Source organism: Nocardioides sp. NPDC047086 (assembly GCF_040643685.1).
GTDB lineage: Bacteria > Actinomycetota > Actinomycetes > Propionibacteriales > Nocardioidaceae > Nocardioides.
In genome coordinates this window covers 1-13,389 of sequence record NZ_JBEYUV010000045.1, presented here as the reverse complement: position 1 = coordinate 13,389, position 13,389 = coordinate 1, and the positions used below count along the sequence as shown (strand labels likewise).

17 protein-coding genes and 1 tRNA gene are annotated in these 13,389 nt (G+C 68.0%); 10 read left to right on the top strand and 8 right to left on the bottom strand.

The window, feature by feature from the left end; all coding sequences use genetic code 11:
- Positions 1 to 5 precede the first annotated feature (5 nt).
- Complete coding sequence (locus tag ABZ796_RS24330; protein WP_357340448.1) at positions 6 to 563, top strand: HD domain-containing protein; 558 nt, start codon at positions 6 to 8, stop codon at positions 561 to 563.
- On the opposite strand, the gene ABZ796_RS24325 is transcribed toward ABZ796_RS24330, so the two are convergent.
- Complete coding sequence (locus tag ABZ796_RS24325) at positions 560 to 1,051, bottom strand: NUDIX domain-containing protein (RefSeq protein ID WP_357340447.1); 492 nt, start codon at positions 1,049 to 1,051, stop codon at positions 560 to 562. The two genes, ABZ796_RS24330 and ABZ796_RS24325, sit on opposite strands and share 4 nt — an antisense overlap.
- Positions 1,052 to 1,068: 17 nt before the next feature.
- Positions 1,069 to 1,803 carry a helix-turn-helix transcriptional regulator gene (locus ABZ796_RS24320; protein WP_357340445.1) on the bottom strand — a complete coding sequence of 245 codons (735 nt, stop codon included), beginning with the start codon at positions 1,801 to 1,803 and terminating at the stop codon, positions 1,069 to 1,071.
- 124 nt (positions 1,804 to 1,927) lie between these two features.
- On the opposite strand from ABZ796_RS24320, the gene ABZ796_RS24315 reads away from it, so the two are divergent.
- The 9 genes from ABZ796_RS24315 (at position 1,928) to ABZ796_RS24275 (ending at position 7,484) form a co-directional block, all read left to right on the top strand.
- Positions 1,928 to 2,392, top strand: a complete 465-nt coding sequence (locus ABZ796_RS24315; protein WP_357340443.1) for a plasmid replication, integration and excision activator — start codon at positions 1,928 to 1,930, stop codon at positions 2,390 to 2,392.
- Positions 2,392 to 2,658 carry a hypothetical protein gene (locus ABZ796_RS24310; RefSeq protein ID WP_357340442.1) on the top strand — a complete coding sequence of 89 codons (267 nt, stop codon included), beginning with the start codon at positions 2,392 to 2,394 and terminating at the stop codon, positions 2,656 to 2,658. The genes ABZ796_RS24315 and ABZ796_RS24310 overlap by 1 nt, the downstream gene beginning before the upstream one ends.
- Positions 2,655 to 2,831, top strand: a complete 177-nt coding sequence (locus ABZ796_RS24305; RefSeq protein WP_357340440.1) for a hypothetical protein — start codon at positions 2,655 to 2,657, stop codon at positions 2,829 to 2,831. Before ABZ796_RS24310 ends, ABZ796_RS24305 begins: the two co-directional genes overlap by 4 nt.
- A 91-nt stretch (positions 2,832 to 2,922) precedes the next feature.
- Positions 2,923 to 3,462: a hypothetical protein gene (locus ABZ796_RS24300; RefSeq protein ID WP_357340439.1), complete on the top strand. Its 540-nt coding sequence runs from the start codon at positions 2,923 to 2,925 to the stop codon at positions 3,460 to 3,462.
- Positions 3,419 to 4,249 carry an FtsK/SpoIIIE domain-containing protein gene (locus ABZ796_RS24295; protein WP_357340438.1) on the top strand — a complete coding sequence of 277 codons (831 nt, stop codon included), beginning with the start codon at positions 3,419 to 3,421 and terminating at the stop codon, positions 4,247 to 4,249. The genes ABZ796_RS24300 and ABZ796_RS24295 overlap by 44 nt, the downstream gene beginning before the upstream one ends.
- Complete coding sequence (locus ABZ796_RS24290; RefSeq protein ID WP_357340437.1) at positions 4,246 to 4,509, top strand: hypothetical protein; 264 nt, start codon at positions 4,246 to 4,248, stop codon at positions 4,507 to 4,509. The genes ABZ796_RS24295 and ABZ796_RS24290 overlap by 4 nt, the downstream gene beginning before the upstream one ends.
- Entirely contained in the window at positions 4,506 to 6,128 is a 1,623-nt protein-coding gene (locus ABZ796_RS24285; RefSeq protein ID WP_357340436.1) for a replication initiator, read from the top strand. The genes ABZ796_RS24290 and ABZ796_RS24285 overlap by 4 nt, the downstream gene beginning before the upstream one ends.
- Positions 6,129 to 6,141: 13 nt before the next feature.
- Positions 6,142 to 6,342: a helix-turn-helix domain-containing protein gene (locus ABZ796_RS24280; protein ID WP_357340435.1), complete on the top strand. Its 201-nt coding sequence runs from the start codon at positions 6,142 to 6,144 to the stop codon at positions 6,340 to 6,342.
- On the top strand, positions 6,339 to 7,484 hold the full coding sequence (locus ABZ796_RS24275; protein WP_357340433.1) for a tyrosine-type recombinase/integrase: 1,146 nt from the start codon (positions 6,339 to 6,341) through the stop codon (positions 7,482 to 7,484). Before ABZ796_RS24280 ends, ABZ796_RS24275 begins: the two co-directional genes overlap by 4 nt.
- A 15-nt stretch (positions 7,485 to 7,499) precedes the next feature.
- Here ABZ796_RS24275 and ABZ796_RS24270 read toward each other — a convergent pair.
- From ABZ796_RS24270 to ABZ796_RS24245, 6 genes are all read right to left on the bottom strand, one after another.
- Positions 7,500 to 7,575: transfer RNA gene (locus ABZ796_RS24270), tRNA-Val, on the bottom strand.
- Between the two features lie 198 nt (positions 7,576 to 7,773).
- The gene (locus tag ABZ796_RS24265; protein ID WP_357340432.1) at positions 7,774 to 8,238 is read right to left on the bottom strand and encodes a peroxiredoxin; all 465 of its coding nucleotides are present in this window, start codon (positions 8,236 to 8,238) and stop codon (positions 7,774 to 7,776) included.
- Entirely contained in the window at positions 8,235 to 9,899 is a 1,665-nt protein-coding gene (locus ABZ796_RS24260) for an AMP-binding protein (protein ID WP_357340430.1), read from the bottom strand. Before ABZ796_RS24260 ends, ABZ796_RS24265 begins: the two co-directional genes overlap by 4 nt.
- Before the next feature lie 99 nt (positions 9,900 to 9,998).
- Positions 9,999 to 10,415: a DUF3052 domain-containing protein gene (locus ABZ796_RS24255; RefSeq protein ID WP_357340428.1), complete on the bottom strand. Its 417-nt coding sequence runs from the start codon at positions 10,413 to 10,415 to the stop codon at positions 9,999 to 10,001.
- A 133-nt stretch (positions 10,416 to 10,548) separates the two neighbouring features.
- Positions 10,549 to 12,108: a TIGR03767 family metallophosphoesterase gene (locus ABZ796_RS24250; RefSeq protein WP_357340426.1), complete on the bottom strand. Its 1,560-nt coding sequence runs from the start codon at positions 12,106 to 12,108 to the stop codon at positions 10,549 to 10,551.
- A gap of 105 nt (positions 12,109 to 12,213) precedes the next feature.
- Positions 12,214 to 13,389 (bottom strand): hypothetical protein (locus ABZ796_RS24245; protein WP_357340424.1); only part of this gene is annotated, 1,176 nt, incomplete at its 5' end.

Genomic DNA, 13,389 nt, shown 5'->3' with positions numbered 1-13,389 from the left:
CTGGGGTGTCTAATTTTCTTGGTGCCGCGCGAGATGAAGCCCGTCGGCTGGTTGAGCCTCTGGGGCGGCGGTGGCAGCACGTGGTGTCAGTCGGTCAGAAGGCGGAGGAACTAGGGCCGAAACTTGGGTTGAACGTAGACCTGCTGGCAGCAGCCTGCTGGCTTCATGACATCGGCTATGCGCCGCATTTGGTGAACACTGGAATGCACGCGATCGATGGTGCGCGCCACCTACGGCGTGAGGGCTGGGACGCGCGCATCGTGTCGATGGTGGCCCACCACTCCTGCGCCGTACTGGAGGCCGAGGAGCGGGCGCTGAGCGTTGAGCTGGCAGAGTTCGAGCGTCCACCCCGGGAGTACGAAGACGCTGTGTGCTTCTGTGACATGACAACGGGTCCCGCAGGCGCCGACGTAGCTGCGACCGATCGTTTGGACGAGATCGAGATTCGGTACGGACCGGATCACCTAGTGACGCAGTTCATCCGCAGGGCGCGGCCAGAAATCCTCGCAGCCGTCTCACGGGTCGAGGGTCGAATCAGCAACAACCCCGGCGTACGTGGCTAGGCCGAGATCTGGCCCTGATCGATGTGCGGCCAGCGTTCGTTGAGGGCCCAGTCGAGACGCATCCGCTGGCTGCGGTCCATCTGGAGGCTCAACACCTTCGAGGCATCGACCCATTCGACACTAAGGCTTTCCTTGCTTGGGGTCGGCTCCCCGTTGAGATAACGGCCTGCGTAGATGATGGTGAACTCCTGGCGGACCTCACCGTCAGAGGTGTACTCGATCCGGTGGAGCGGGTCCGTCCAGATGCCGACGAGACCCGTCACGGCAACGGTGATGCCGGTCTCCTCGAGCGTCTCGCGCACAGCGCAGTCCGTGAGCGACTCGCCAGGGTCCATCGCACCTCCGGGCATCGACCAGTTGCCGTTGTCATCGCGGCGGATGAGCAGGATTCGCCCGTCCTCGTCGCGCACGAACGCTCCAGCGCTCGGTTTGATGCTGTTGACCTCCGGCGCTGCCGGGTCGTCGTACCAATCGATCCTTCGGCCCATGCCCAACAGGCTACGACTCAGGCGGGCGTGGCGTCCTTCCAGACCCGATCGAAGGCGGCGGCGTAGTAGTTGAAGAGGTGTGCGTCAGCTGCGCGCTGGTAGTGGAAGACGGGCGAGTCTTTCGCCGGCGCACCGTGGGTGTGCGTGTTCGCTAAGACCTCATCGTCGAAGCGGTAGAGGGAGACGTAGAGCGGGGCGTCCTGCTGGCGCACCTCCACGCCGGGCAGGTTCTTGACCTCGGCGAGGTATTCCAGGGTGGATCGTGCCCGCTCGGGAAGCGCCGGCAGGCCCTCGTTGAGGCCTCGCAGCCGGACGGCTTCGCTCTCCGGGTCGCCCAGCGCGATACGCACCTGTCCCCCGGCCTCTGAGATTCGCTCGATCTCGGCGGCGAGTCCGTAGACCTCGACGAGGAATCCGCCGGAGTAGGCGAGCACGTCCAGGCGCTTCGAAGTGCGCGTCAGCAGGGAGCGCCACACATCGCCCGGGACGCTCTCGCGACTCGGCCAGAGCTGCACCAGTTCCGACTGAGCTGATGACGCAGCTCGAGAGTCCAAGAGCAGTTGAGGCCACAGGTGGGTCTCCTCGTAGCCGAGGGCCTCCGCCACGCGTGCACGGGTTCCTGGGTGCGGGACGCGTCCCTGACTGATCCAGCGCTCAACGCTCTTCGGGTCGACGCCTACGGCGCCGGCCAGAGATGCGGCCGTCATGCCCTTGTTCGTGAGTGCCGAGCGGATGCGTTGGTTCGCTGCCATGCCCTCCATTCTGGGGCAAATGTCCCCAAATGTCCATGGTTTGGGGTGAAGACGTCCCCCGGTTTCACGGGTCAATGGATACAAGCCGGAAGAGGTCCGGCCAACCGACACAGGAGATCAAGTCATGGCGATGAAGCAGCGTTTCGCAGTCCAGCACGGCGACGTGTTCCCGCAGGGAGCGTTCCTCAAGGGCGAGGTCGAGCCGGTCCTCGACTTCGACGCCGGCAAGCGAGCCGATGGGTCGATGCCCCAGCAGCTCGAGAAGGAGACCGGCCTCCCGATCTGGCAGGTCGTGGTCCTCGACGCCGATGACGCGGTGGGCAAGAAGGACACCGCGATCACGGTCAAGTTCCTGGCCAAGCACCAGCCGGTGCCCCCGGCCAACGACACCCCCTTCCCCTGGACCCCGGTCGAGTTCGTCGGCCTCACCGCTCTGCCGTACGTGGAGTACACGGGCGGGAAGAACCGCGAGGGCCAGGACCGGACCCGCATCACCTGGTCCTACCGGGCCGAGTCGATGGTCAAGCCCGGCGAGAACGCCGCGCGTAAGCCCGCTGCCGGTGCTGCTGCGGCCTCGAAGGCGGCGTGATGGACGCCCTGGCGCATTCGCGGGTCAAGGACGAGGCCGAGATGTGGGTGGACCTGCTCACCTCCGAGTTGCGCGCCAAGTCGGCTCAGTTCGAGGTGACCAAGCGGGCTGATCTGTACCTCAGGGTGGGCGGTCTCCCGCTCGAGCGGGTTCTGGATGCGTTGAAGGTCGACGCCGAAGGTTGGGCCGCTCGCCTCGAGGACCTGGAGGCCTGGCGTACCGAGAATCGGCGGGCCTACGACGAGTCCCGGAGCGTCGCGTCATGAGTCTCTACCTGGTGTGGATCGGCGATGGGTCCGACCCGGCGCACCTGGCCGGGCTCATCGCCGATCGCACCTTGTGCGGCCGGCTGAATGCCGGATCTTCCTGGACATGGGACTACCCCGACCTCTCGACCCCGGTGTGCCCGACCTGCCGCGCCAAAGCAGCTGGCCGGTGAGCACGCCCCACATTCGCCCGCCGGCCGTCACGGAAGGGAAGCCGTGGCGGCTGGCGGGATCCAGCAGCAACACGAACGGAAGGAGCAAGTGATGAACGAGACGATCCTTTACAGCCTCGGTGGCCTGGTCGCCCTGTCGGTCGCGGTCCTAGTCGTGATCAAACCGACCCGACCGATCACCCTGGCCGTCCTCGGCTGGCTGGCTTCGCTCGGCCGCCGTGCCTGGTGGTGGCTGGTCCTGCGGGTCACCTGGAAGGCCGTAGCCCGCGAAGCCGGCCTGTCCAAGCGCCGCACCAAGCGCGTAAAGCGGATGGGCGTTGGTGAGGAGTCCATCGAGAAGTGGCGCGACCCTCGCCTCAAGAGAGTGAAGACCTCGGCCCACTCGGTGACCCTCAAGGTCAAAACGCGTCGCGGCCAGGCCCTGGCCGACCTCGAGGCCATCGCCCCCAAGTTGGCCGCGACCTATTCAGCTGATGCGTACCGGGTCTACCCGGCCAAGCGTCGAGCCGGCTCGACGGTGATGTTCGAGCTGGTGATGCGGGACCTGATTCAAGACCCCCGCCGTTGCTGCGATGCCGGAGCCACGGATGCAGACCGAATCGGTCCTTCTGGGCCGGCGGCAGTCGGGTAAGCCGTTCCGGCTCCAGGTCGAGCAGCGCCACACCCTCGTCGTGGGTGCTTCCGGTGCCGGCAAGGGCTCGTTCCTGTGGGGCATGGTCGGGAGCCTCTCCCCCGCCATCGCTGTTGACGCGGTGCGCGCCTACGGGATCGACCTCAAGGGCGGCATGGAGCTGACCATGGGCGCCCCGCTGTTCACCAAGATTGCGGTCCAGGGTGAGCAGGCCGTGGAGATGCTGCGTGAGTTCGTGGCCATCGCGGACCAGCGCACCGAGGAGCTGCGCGGCTACTCCCGCAACCACAAGCCTGGCCCGGGTGATCCGCTCTACCTCTTGGTCATCGACGAGCTCGCCTCGCTGACCGCGTACGCCGACCCGGAGATCCGCAAGGAGGCCGAGCGGCTCCTCAAGCGCCTGTTGTCCATCGGCCGCGCCGTGGGCGTCGTGGTCGTGGCGTTCGTCCAGGACCCGCGTAAGGAGGTCATCGACATGCGAGGCCTCTTCACGCAGACCATCGCGCTCCGGCTCCGTTCCGCGATGGAGACCAACATGGTCCTGGGCGACGGCATGGCCCCGTTCGCTCCCGCACACCGCATCCTCAAGGCGGCTCAGGGCACGGCCTGGATCATCGACGAGGACGGCTCCACCGACCGCATCCGCGCCGACTACTGGTCCGATGACCTGATTCGCCGGATCGCCTCGCTCTACCCGGCGACCCCGGACCTGGTGACGATCTCGGATGCCGCTCCCGGCGACCTGCCCGGGATGCAGCTCTCCCTGACCGATGGCGGTGCGCGATGAGTACCCCGGCCTGGATGGAGCACGCTGCATGCACGACCCTGGAGACTCGCGGTCTGCCCTGGACTATCGACGCGGTCGAGGCCCCTACGGTCCTGGTCGAGCTGATGCGGGAGACCTGCGCCGGCTGCCCGGTCCGCCTCGCCTGCGCCGCGTACGCCCGCACCGCTACCGGTGGCTGGTGGGCCGGCGTCGACCGCGCCTCTGAGCCTGAGGACCTGCTCGACCTGCTCGACGTGATCCCGCTGGATGGTGCGGCGTGACCGTCTCGACCATGGATGCGCCGGGCATCCACAGTGACGCATCGTCCTCGGCTCGGGGTTCGTTCCCGGGGTACGGGGAGGATGCGCCGCTGGATCTGTCCGGACTCACCCCGGCCGCCTTCAACGCGGTCGGTGCCCGGCTCCTCGACGGCTCCTTCGACGCCTGGGCCGACACCGCAGCAGCGGTGAAGTACTGCGCCCACCCGATCCGGCTCTCTGGATCCTCCACGACCATTGACGCCCGTAGCGGGGAGCTTGTCGGCACGTTCTCGTCCGCGAATGCCCCGCTCGGGGTGCTCTACCGCCCCTGCGGCAACCGTCGCGCCGACGTCTGCCCGTCCTGCTCGAGGACGTATGCCCGCGACACCTACGCCATGATCAACGCCGGCCTCGTCGGCGGGAAGACGATCCCGGACACGGTGGCAGACAACCCATTGCTGTTCGTCACCTTCACCGCTCCCTCGTTCGGCCACGTCCACGGACCCCGACCAAAGAACGGGCAACCGGTTGGCGGACGGTGTCGGCCACGCTCCGCCAGGACCGGACAGCCCGTGACCTGCGAGCACGGCCGCCCGCTGGGCTGCATGACAGTGCACGGTCCCGATGATCCTGCCAATGGCGCGCCACCCTGCGCTGACTGTCACGACACCGACTCCGCGATCGTCTGGCAGTGGCACGCCCCGGAACTGTGGCGGCGTACGACCATCGCTTTGCGTCGCGCCCTGGCACAGCACCTCGAGGTCACCGAGACTCGACGCAAGCCGACCAAGAAGAACCCAGTTCCTCCCCCATGCCTGGCTGATGTGGCCTCGGTGCAGTTCGCCAAGGTCGCCGAATACCAAGCACGCGGCCTGGTCCACTTCCACGCCCTCATCCGCCTGGACGGTCCCGATGGACCCGGATCGCCGGCACCGCTCGACGGTCGCACTCTGGGCCGGCTCCTGGAGCACGCCGCCGGCGAGGTTCATCTCGAGGCTCCCCCGGTCGACGAGCACGACACCGCCCGGCTGCTGTGCTGGGGCAAGCAGCTCGACGTCCGCGTGGTTCGTGACACCAACCGCACCGACGACCCAGACGGGCCGCTGACCCCTGGGCAGGTCGCCGGCTACCTGGCGAAGTATGCGACCAAGGATGCCAACTCGATCCGGGCCGATCGTCCGCTTGAGCACATCACCGAATTCACCTCACGGTGTCGTCAGCTCGGCGCACGGGCACGCGACTACTACGGCCCACACATCGACGCCCACGGTACGCCGGCCAACCCCTACCAGCTGCTGGGCAAGTGGGCACACATGCTCGGGTTCCGGGGCCACTTCTCCACCAAGTCCCGCCGGTACTCCGTGACCCTCGGTCAGCTCCGCCGCGCCCGTGCGCGATACCGCGACCTGGTGGCAACGGCCAAGCATGACGAGGACGCCCGAAAGGCCTTGCTCGACCTCGAGGAACTGGAGGCCCGGCTCCTGGCCGACGACACCGAGACAACTCTCGTCATCGGCAGCTGGACCTACCAGGGCACCGGCTGGACGAATCCCGGTGACGAAACCCTCGCTCTTGCTGCAGCGGCTCGAGCCCGTGAGTACGAGCAGTGGAAGTCACAGACCAGGAACACCAACCGATGAGGGGAAGAAAGTGATGAGTGATCAGGAGAGCGGCATGGAGCCGCTGATGACAATTGATGAGGTGGCCGACTACCTCCGGGTGCCGGTCCTGACGATCCGGTGGCTTCGTCAGGAAGGACGATTCGCTCCGGCCGTGAAGGTGGGGCGTCGTCTCGCCTGGCAGCGCTCGGCTGTCACCGCCTGGGTGACCGATCAGCAGGAGGTCGCAGCATGAGCGTTCAGCGCTACACGACGGCTGACGGCAAGGTGCGATACCGGGCTCGCGTGAAGCACCACGGCCGCGAGGTCGCTAACCGTGTCTTCGACCGCAAGCGTGATGCGGAAGCCTGGGAGGAGGAGGAGCAGAAGAGGAAGCTTCGCCTCGGTGAGTGGCACGATCCCCGGCGCGGCCGCGTGGCTCTCTCCGTGGTCGCTGCTGACTGGCTCGATGCTCGCCAGACGCTCAAGCGGAAGTCTCAGGCGCTCGAGCTGATGGTGTGGAAGCGCCACATCGAACCGAAGTTCGGCAAGGTGCCGGTCGCTTCGATCACGAAGTCTGACGTGGCGACATGGGTTGGCCGGCTGGTCGCTGATGGTCGCTCGCCGTCATCGGCTGCTCGCTACCTCGGGGTCTTCCGCCGACTTCTCGCCTTCGCAGTCGAGGACGGCCGAATCACGGTGAACGCGGCCGCCACGGTGAAACCTCCAACGGCGGGACACGTCAAGCGTGAGGGCCAGTTCCTCAACCGCAAGGAGATTCACGACCTCGAGGCCGCTTGCTCGGGACGCTACGCCGAGATCGTCCGCGTGCTGGCGCTCTCCGGCCTCCGCTGGAGCGAGCTCGCCGGCCTTCGCGTGGGCGATCGGGTGCGCGTACCTGGCCAGGGCCTGAGACTTCAGCGCACCGTCATGGCCAGCAGCGACAAGGGCGAGCTCTTCGTCGACACTCTCAAGAACAAGCGCTCTCGCACGGTGCCCCTGGTCGACGAGCTCGTGCCGATCATCGACAAGTGGTCCGAGGGCAAGAAGGGTGATGACTGGCTCTTCGATGCGCCGAAGGGTGGCCCGCTGAGCGAGGCGAACTGGAAGCGGTCTGTCGACTGGGCCGAAGCAATCAAGAAGATCGGACGCCCGGCCCTTCGGGTCCACGATCTCCGCCACACCTGCGCCTCGCTCTGGTTGGGTGCCGGCGCTGACCCGAAGGTGCTGCAGCGCATCCTGGGGCACGCCTCAGCGGCCATGACGATGGACCTCTACGGCCACCTGATCGATGACAACCTCTGGGACTCGGCCAAGCGGCTCGGGGGCATCCTGGGGGCATCTGAGCCCGAGGAGGAGCCCGGAGAGGATGAGGACGATGACGAAACAGGGTCCTGACCTGGGGGTGAGCCGTGGTGGACGCAGACGGACTCGAACCGCCGACATCCTCCTTGTAAGGGAGGCGCTCTACCAACTGAGCTATGCGTCCGAAGCGCCCCAAGAGTACGCGATCAGGGGCGGGCCCGACGAACCGGGCCGACGTACCAAACCCTGAAATGGAAGTTGAGCCGCTGACGTCTCGGGTCATCAGCGGCTCAACAACTCAAGGTTAGATCCCACCCAGGGCATAGGAAAAGCGATGTAACCAGCCTGTTAACGGAACTTTGATGACCCGTAAACTACCTGCTTAGACCGCCGCGTGGAGCTGCCGGAGGTGCTCCTCGAGGTCGCGGCCGTCGGCGTTGTCGTTGTGCACGGACCACCGCACGACGCCCGACTTGTCGATGATGTAGGAGGACCGCAGGGGCGCGCCGGTGCGGTCGTTGAAGACCTCGTACGCCTTGGCGACCTCGCCGTGCGGCCAGAAGTCGGAGAGCACCGGGAAGTTCAGCCGGTCGGTGTCGGCGAACTGCCGAATCGCGTACACCGGGTCGCACGAGATCGCCAGGACCTCGGTGTCGAAGGTGACGAACTCGTCGAGCCGGTCGCGCAGCCCGCTCATCTCGCCGGTGCACACCCCGGAGAACGCGAACGGGAAGAAGAAGATCGCCACCGCCTTCTTGGCCTGGAAGTCTGAGAGGGTGACGTCGGCACCGAACTGGTCGCGGAGCGTGAAGTCCGGAGCCGGACCGCCGATCTGAAGTCCAGTCACTGCTCTGCCGCCCTCTCGCCGTTGGAACCCACTGCCTCGGTGTCCCAGGTCGCCAGTTCGCGGCGGAGCACCTTGCCGGTCGCGTTGCGTGGCAGGGCGTCGGTCACGATGATCTCGCGGGGCACCTTGAAGCGAGCAAGATTCTCCTTGACCCAGTCCTTCAACGCCGCATCGACGTCGCCGTCGGCGTCCGGGACGAGCACCACGAACCCGCGCAGCCGCTGCCCGAAATCGGCGTCGTCGACCCCGACACAGGCAGCGTCGGCGACGAGCGGGTGGCGCATCAGGCAGTCCTCCACCTCCTGCGGGAAGACGTTCTCGCCGCCCGAGACGATCATGTCGTCGTCGCGGCCCTCGACGTAGAGCCGACCGTCGGGCCCGAACCGCCCGACGTCGCCGGTCGCCATCAGACCGTCGACGACCTCCTTACCGCCGCCGCTGGTGTAGCCCTCGAAGAGGAGCCCGTTGCCGACGAAGATCCGGCCGGCCTCGCCATCGGGCACCGGAACGCCCTCACCGTCGAGGATCCGCATCCGGGTCCCCCACGGCACCTTGCCGGCCGAGGTCGGCGCCTCGCGCAGGTCGACGGGATCGGCGATCGAGGCGTAGGAGACCTCGGTCGAGCCGTAGACGTTGTAGAGGCTGTCGCCGAACCGGTCCATCCACTCCAGAGCCAGGTCGCCGGGCAGCGCCGAGCCGGAGGACGCGACGGCCTTCAGCTTGGAGGCGATCCCCTCCAGGTCGTACGCAGCCAGCGTCTCCTCCGGCAGCGACAGGATCCGCTGCATCATGACCGGGATGACCACGAAGGAGTCGGCCTCGGTCTCCGCGAGGGTCGCCAGCGCGTCCTCCGGGTCGAACCGGCGGCGCAGGATCATCGTGGTGCCGAGCAGCTCGGCGAAGAGCAGGTGGGCGATCCCCCAGGTGTGGAAGAGCGGCGCGGCGATGAAACAGCGCCAGCCGTCCTTCATCGGCATCCGCGACATCAGCGCGACCGCCGCGTCGATCCCGGCCTCCTGGCGCGGCGCCGACTTCGGCGCCCCGGTGGTGCCGGAGGTCAGGATCACGATCCGGCCGTGCCGCTTCGGCGGCGGCACCGGCCGAGCGTCGCCGGAGACCAGCGACTCGAGCGTCTCGCCGGGGTCGTCGGAGTCCACCCAGGCGACCAGCCGCGCGGCCGAGGTCGCCGAGGACAGCAGCCCGGTGAACTCCTCGTCGTGGATGATCAGGGCGGGCTGGTCCCGCTCGAGCACCCCGACGAGCTGCGGACCGGCGAAGGCCGTGTTGAGGTAGAGCGCGTCGGCGCCCAGCTTCGCGACCGCCAGGGTCGCGTCGACGAACCCCCGGTGGTTGCGGCACATGATCGCGACCCCGTCGCCCTCACCGACCCCCCGGGCGGCCAGCGCCCGAGCGATCGCGTTGGAGCGGCGGTCGAGGTCGGCGTACGTCAGCGACCCCAGCTCGTCGATGACCGCGGTGCGCCGCGGGTAGCGATGGGCGAGGCCGATGAACCCTCCGGCCGGCCCGGTGCCCCAGCGCGCCAGCGCCAGACCGGTGCGTGCGAGCCCGAGAGGGTTGACCGGCCGGACGATGCCGGAGCCGGCCAGGATCTTCGCCGCGGATCCGGCAGTGCGTGCCTTGGCAGCCGTAGTCGAGAACACCGTCGGGAGTCTAACGAGGCTCACGCAAGGACGCCCGCGCGTGTCCAGCGATCCGGCCGAGACCGAGCCCGAGACGACCCGCGCCGAGAGTCGCGGGCATCAGACCGGGGTCTTCGGTGCCAGCAGACGCGTCGCGGCCCAGTCCTTGCTCACAGATGCGGTGGTGGTCTGGGACAGTCCGGCGATCGGCGCGGCCTCGGCGATGTCGGCCGGGTCGACCGCACCAGGGCGGCCCACCTTCGGCGTCAACAGCCAGATGACCCCACCACCGACGAGGTCGGTCAGCGCATCGACGAGGCTGTCGACGAGGTCACCGTCATCGTCGTCGCGCCACCACAGCAGCACGGCGTCGACCACGTTGCCGTAGTCGCCGTCGACCAGGTCTGCGTCGACGGAGTCTTCGATGGCGACCCGCAGCTCGTCATCAGTATCGTTGTCCCAGCCCAGTTCCTGGATGACCATGCCGGACTTGAGGCCCAGCCGGTCCGCAGGCCCTGTGGCTGCGGTCGAGCTCACGTGTCTTTCCTCCAAAAGCTTTGATGTCCACGCCGCTTGCATGAACTTGGTTGGTGGTAGTCCAGCGGACAACGCTGGTCCACGCAACCCCACCCGCCTGTCATTCGCTAGATGACGGCGTGTCGGAGGCCTTTCAGGCCCTCGGATCGAGCAGATGGAGCAGTACGTTGCGATCCTGCGCCGTCCCCGCCGACGGGTGCTCGGCGAGGGGCACCTGCGGTCCCTGCCAGTCGTTGGCGGCCAGCTCACGCGAGAGCGAGGCGAGGTGCCCGACCTCCTCGATCGAGCCGCTCCAGCGGGCCGGACCGGCGTGGTCGAGCATCGTGGTGGCGATGGTGAGCACGTCCCCGTCGGAGATGAGCTCGACGATCCGGCCCTGCTGCGGCCAGTCGATGAGCGAGGGCGCGGTGACCTCCCACCAGGAGCCGCGAGGCTTCACCGACGTACGATGCGTGTGCCCGTTGAGCCAGAGCACCGCGCTCTCATGGCGTGAGACGGTCTGCTCGACCTCGTCGCTGAGCACCCGCCGCTTGCCGCCGGTGCCGCTCATGTCGTTGACCAGCGAGGCCACGTCGTGGTGGCTGGCGATCACCGCGAGCCGTTCGTCGTAGTCCGTGGAGGCGAGCACCGCGTCGAGCCACTCCAGCTGCTCGGCGTCGATCGACCCCTGGAACCCGCCGGCCGGGTTGACCGTGTCGAGAACGACGAAGGTGACCTCGTCGCTGACGTCGTAGCGGTAGTAGGGCTCACCGCCGGCCTTGAAACCGTGGCCGGGCGGCTTCGCCTCGTCGTGCACGTGGGAGTCGATGAACTCCTGCAGCGTGGTCTGCCGGCGACGCCGGTCAGGGGTCACCTCGTAGGGCTCGAGCTCGGCCAGCATCCCGAGCGCCACCGGGTCACCCGAGATCAGCCCGGCGATGAGCTTCGCCTTGGCCTCGTCGGTCCAGTGCTCGGGCATGGAGATCGCCTTCAGATCGCCGACCGCGACCTCGCCGATGGCCGAGTTGCCCGGCACGGTGCCCTGCAGCAGCCCGTCGTGGTTGCCGTTGACCGCCAACCAGGGCACCTCCAGCCCGGGTGAGTCGATCGCTCGGCGCACGGCCTTCAGCAGCCCGGGGACGAGCGGGAAACCGTGGTCGCCCCGGCGCATGTCGTACGTCTCGCCCTGGGGGTGCCAGAAGCGCTTGTCCGGGCGGTCGGCGACGCCCTCGTAGTGCAGCATGTCGCCGGAGTCGGGCGTCAGCCGGCCGCCGTCGAGCAGCGTCAGATACCAGTCGAGCTCGTTGTACTGCCCGTTGTCGGTGTTGTCGCCGGTCGCGATCGCCAGGTCGAGCGGGCCACCGCCGATGGGACCCTCGGTGATCTCGTTGACCGCCTCGACCATCGCCGCACCGACCTGTGCGGTCAGCAGCTCCTGGGCGCGGTACGTCCCGATCTCGTCGATCAGCTCGCGGGTCGCGGCGTCGGGGTCCATGAGCCGGTCCAGGACCTCGACCCGCGCCGGCGACTGGTGGTCGCAGACGTGCATGTCGGACAGGTGCGCGAGGGTCAGCACCGGCTCGCCCAGGTCCTCGGGCTTGCGAGCCAGGTCCGTGCGCGAGATGTGGCGCTCCTGCGGGCCTTCGGCCAGACGTACGTAGGTGCCCTTCCGGCCCCCGGCGACGATCCGCCCGCTCTCGCTCGTGACACCCATCTACGCCGCCTCTTCTCCAGGACCGGCCGCCGCGGTCCGTGCGCGAACGATACTCCCCGCCGCCAGGTCGCTGAAGTCCCCACCAGGCAGAGAATGTGCGCTTGTTCAGGCGGCGAGGATCAGCGGTGGGTTGAGGTCGCTGCTGATGTCGATGGTGCCGGTCGGGCTGACCAGGTATTGGTAGCCGTGGGGGCTGTGCCATCGGTAGGTGGCGGCTCGGATGCGGTGGTAGGTCCAGCCGTGGTGGGTCTTCATCCGGTGGTGTTGTCGACACAGCGGGGTGAGGTTGTGGCTGCTGGTCTTGCCGCCGTCGGCGTGGGCGGTTCGGTGGTCGAGGTCGCAGCGCTCGGCGCGGGCTTGGCAGTAGGGGAAGGAGCACTTGTGGTGGAGCAGTGCGGCTTGGCGCCGCTGGCGGGTGGTCGGGACGTACCCGGCGGTCTCGATGTCTTCGGCCAGGTCGACCACGAGGATCGGGTTGATGAGGGTGCCGGGGGTGGTGGCCCATTGCTCGAGGCGTTCGATGCTGACCAGGCCACGGGTGTTCGCGAGGTGTGCCAGGTCGGTGCCGGCCAGGTCGCGGGTGTCGGTGTGGATGACCAGCTCCACGACCCGGGCGATCCCGGGGACGCCGTCGAGGGAGCCTGAGGTGTAGGCCCGGGCGAGGATCCCGAGCGCGCCGGCGCGGCGCACGTCCAGGCTCGCGGCGGCGTAGTCGTCGTGGTCGGGGTGGTCAAGGAGTCCGTGCGCGATCGCAGCGACGGCTTGTTCGAGGTCTAGGGCGTCGGCGGCGTCGAGGACCCCGTCGAGGTAGCCCAGCGCGAGCACGGCTTGGCCTTGTTCGGCACCCGCACCGACGAACGGGGTCGTCTGGTTGGTGGTGATGGTGACGGATCGGTGTTCGACCGCATCGGTTTCGGCGACCGCGGCGGCGACGTCGGGTTCGAACAGGGCGGCTGCTTGGGTGGTGGCGCGTTCGAGCTGGATCGGTCCCATCTGGTGCGCATACGGTCCGACCTGCTGGTCCACCCAGGCCACAGCCTCGGCATCCAGGCCACGGGTCAGGTCGGCGATCCGTCGGGCCCGCCACGCGAGCAGGGATCCGTCCAGGATCCGGGCCCACACGTGCGGGAGCCGGTAGCGCAGCTCGACCGCGTCGCCGAGGAACCTCTTGCCCGCCTGGGTCGAACGCCCCAAGCAGGCCGCGAACTCGACCGCCGCGGCCTCGGAGACCAGGGGCGCTCCCGGCCCGGCCAGGGGCAGCATCCGGTCCCCGAACACGTC

What these genes read in the sequence shown, in the direction of transcription:
- ABZ796_RS24325 (WP_357340447.1), bottom strand. Translation starts at nt 1,051, where the DNA reads ATGGGCCGAAGGATCGATTGGTACGACGACCCGGCAGCGCCGGAGGTC.
- ABZ796_RS24320 (WP_357340445.1), bottom strand. Translation starts at nt 1,803, where the DNA reads ATGGCAGCGAACCAACGCATCCGCTCGGCACTCACGAACAAGGGCATG.
- ABZ796_RS24315 (WP_357340443.1), top strand. Translation starts at nt 1,928, where the DNA reads ATGGCGATGAAGCAGCGTTTCGCAGTCCAGCACGGCGACGTGTTCCCG.
- ABZ796_RS24310 (WP_357340442.1), top strand. Translation starts at nt 2,392, where the DNA reads ATGGACGCCCTGGCGCATTCGCGGGTCAAGGACGAGGCCGAGATGTGG.
- ABZ796_RS24305 (WP_357340440.1), top strand. Translation starts at nt 2,655, where the DNA reads ATGAGTCTCTACCTGGTGTGGATCGGCGATGGGTCCGACCCGGCGCAC.
- ABZ796_RS24300 (WP_357340439.1), top strand. Translation starts at nt 2,923, where the DNA reads ATGAACGAGACGATCCTTTACAGCCTCGGTGGCCTGGTCGCCCTGTCG.
- ABZ796_RS24295 (WP_357340438.1), top strand. Translation starts at nt 3,419, where the DNA reads ATGCAGACCGAATCGGTCCTTCTGGGCCGGCGGCAGTCGGGTAAGCCG.
- ABZ796_RS24290 (WP_357340437.1), top strand. Translation starts at nt 4,246, where the DNA reads ATGAGTACCCCGGCCTGGATGGAGCACGCTGCATGCACGACCCTGGAG.
- ABZ796_RS24280 (WP_357340435.1), top strand. Translation starts at nt 6,142, where the DNA reads ATGAGTGATCAGGAGAGCGGCATGGAGCCGCTGATGACAATTGATGAG.
- ABZ796_RS24275 (WP_357340433.1), top strand. Translation starts at nt 6,339, where the DNA reads ATGAGCGTTCAGCGCTACACGACGGCTGACGGCAAGGTGCGATACCGG.
- ABZ796_RS24250 (WP_357340426.1), bottom strand. Translation starts at nt 12,108, where the DNA reads ATGGGTGTCACGAGCGAGAGCGGGCGGATCGTCGCCGGGGGCCGGAAG.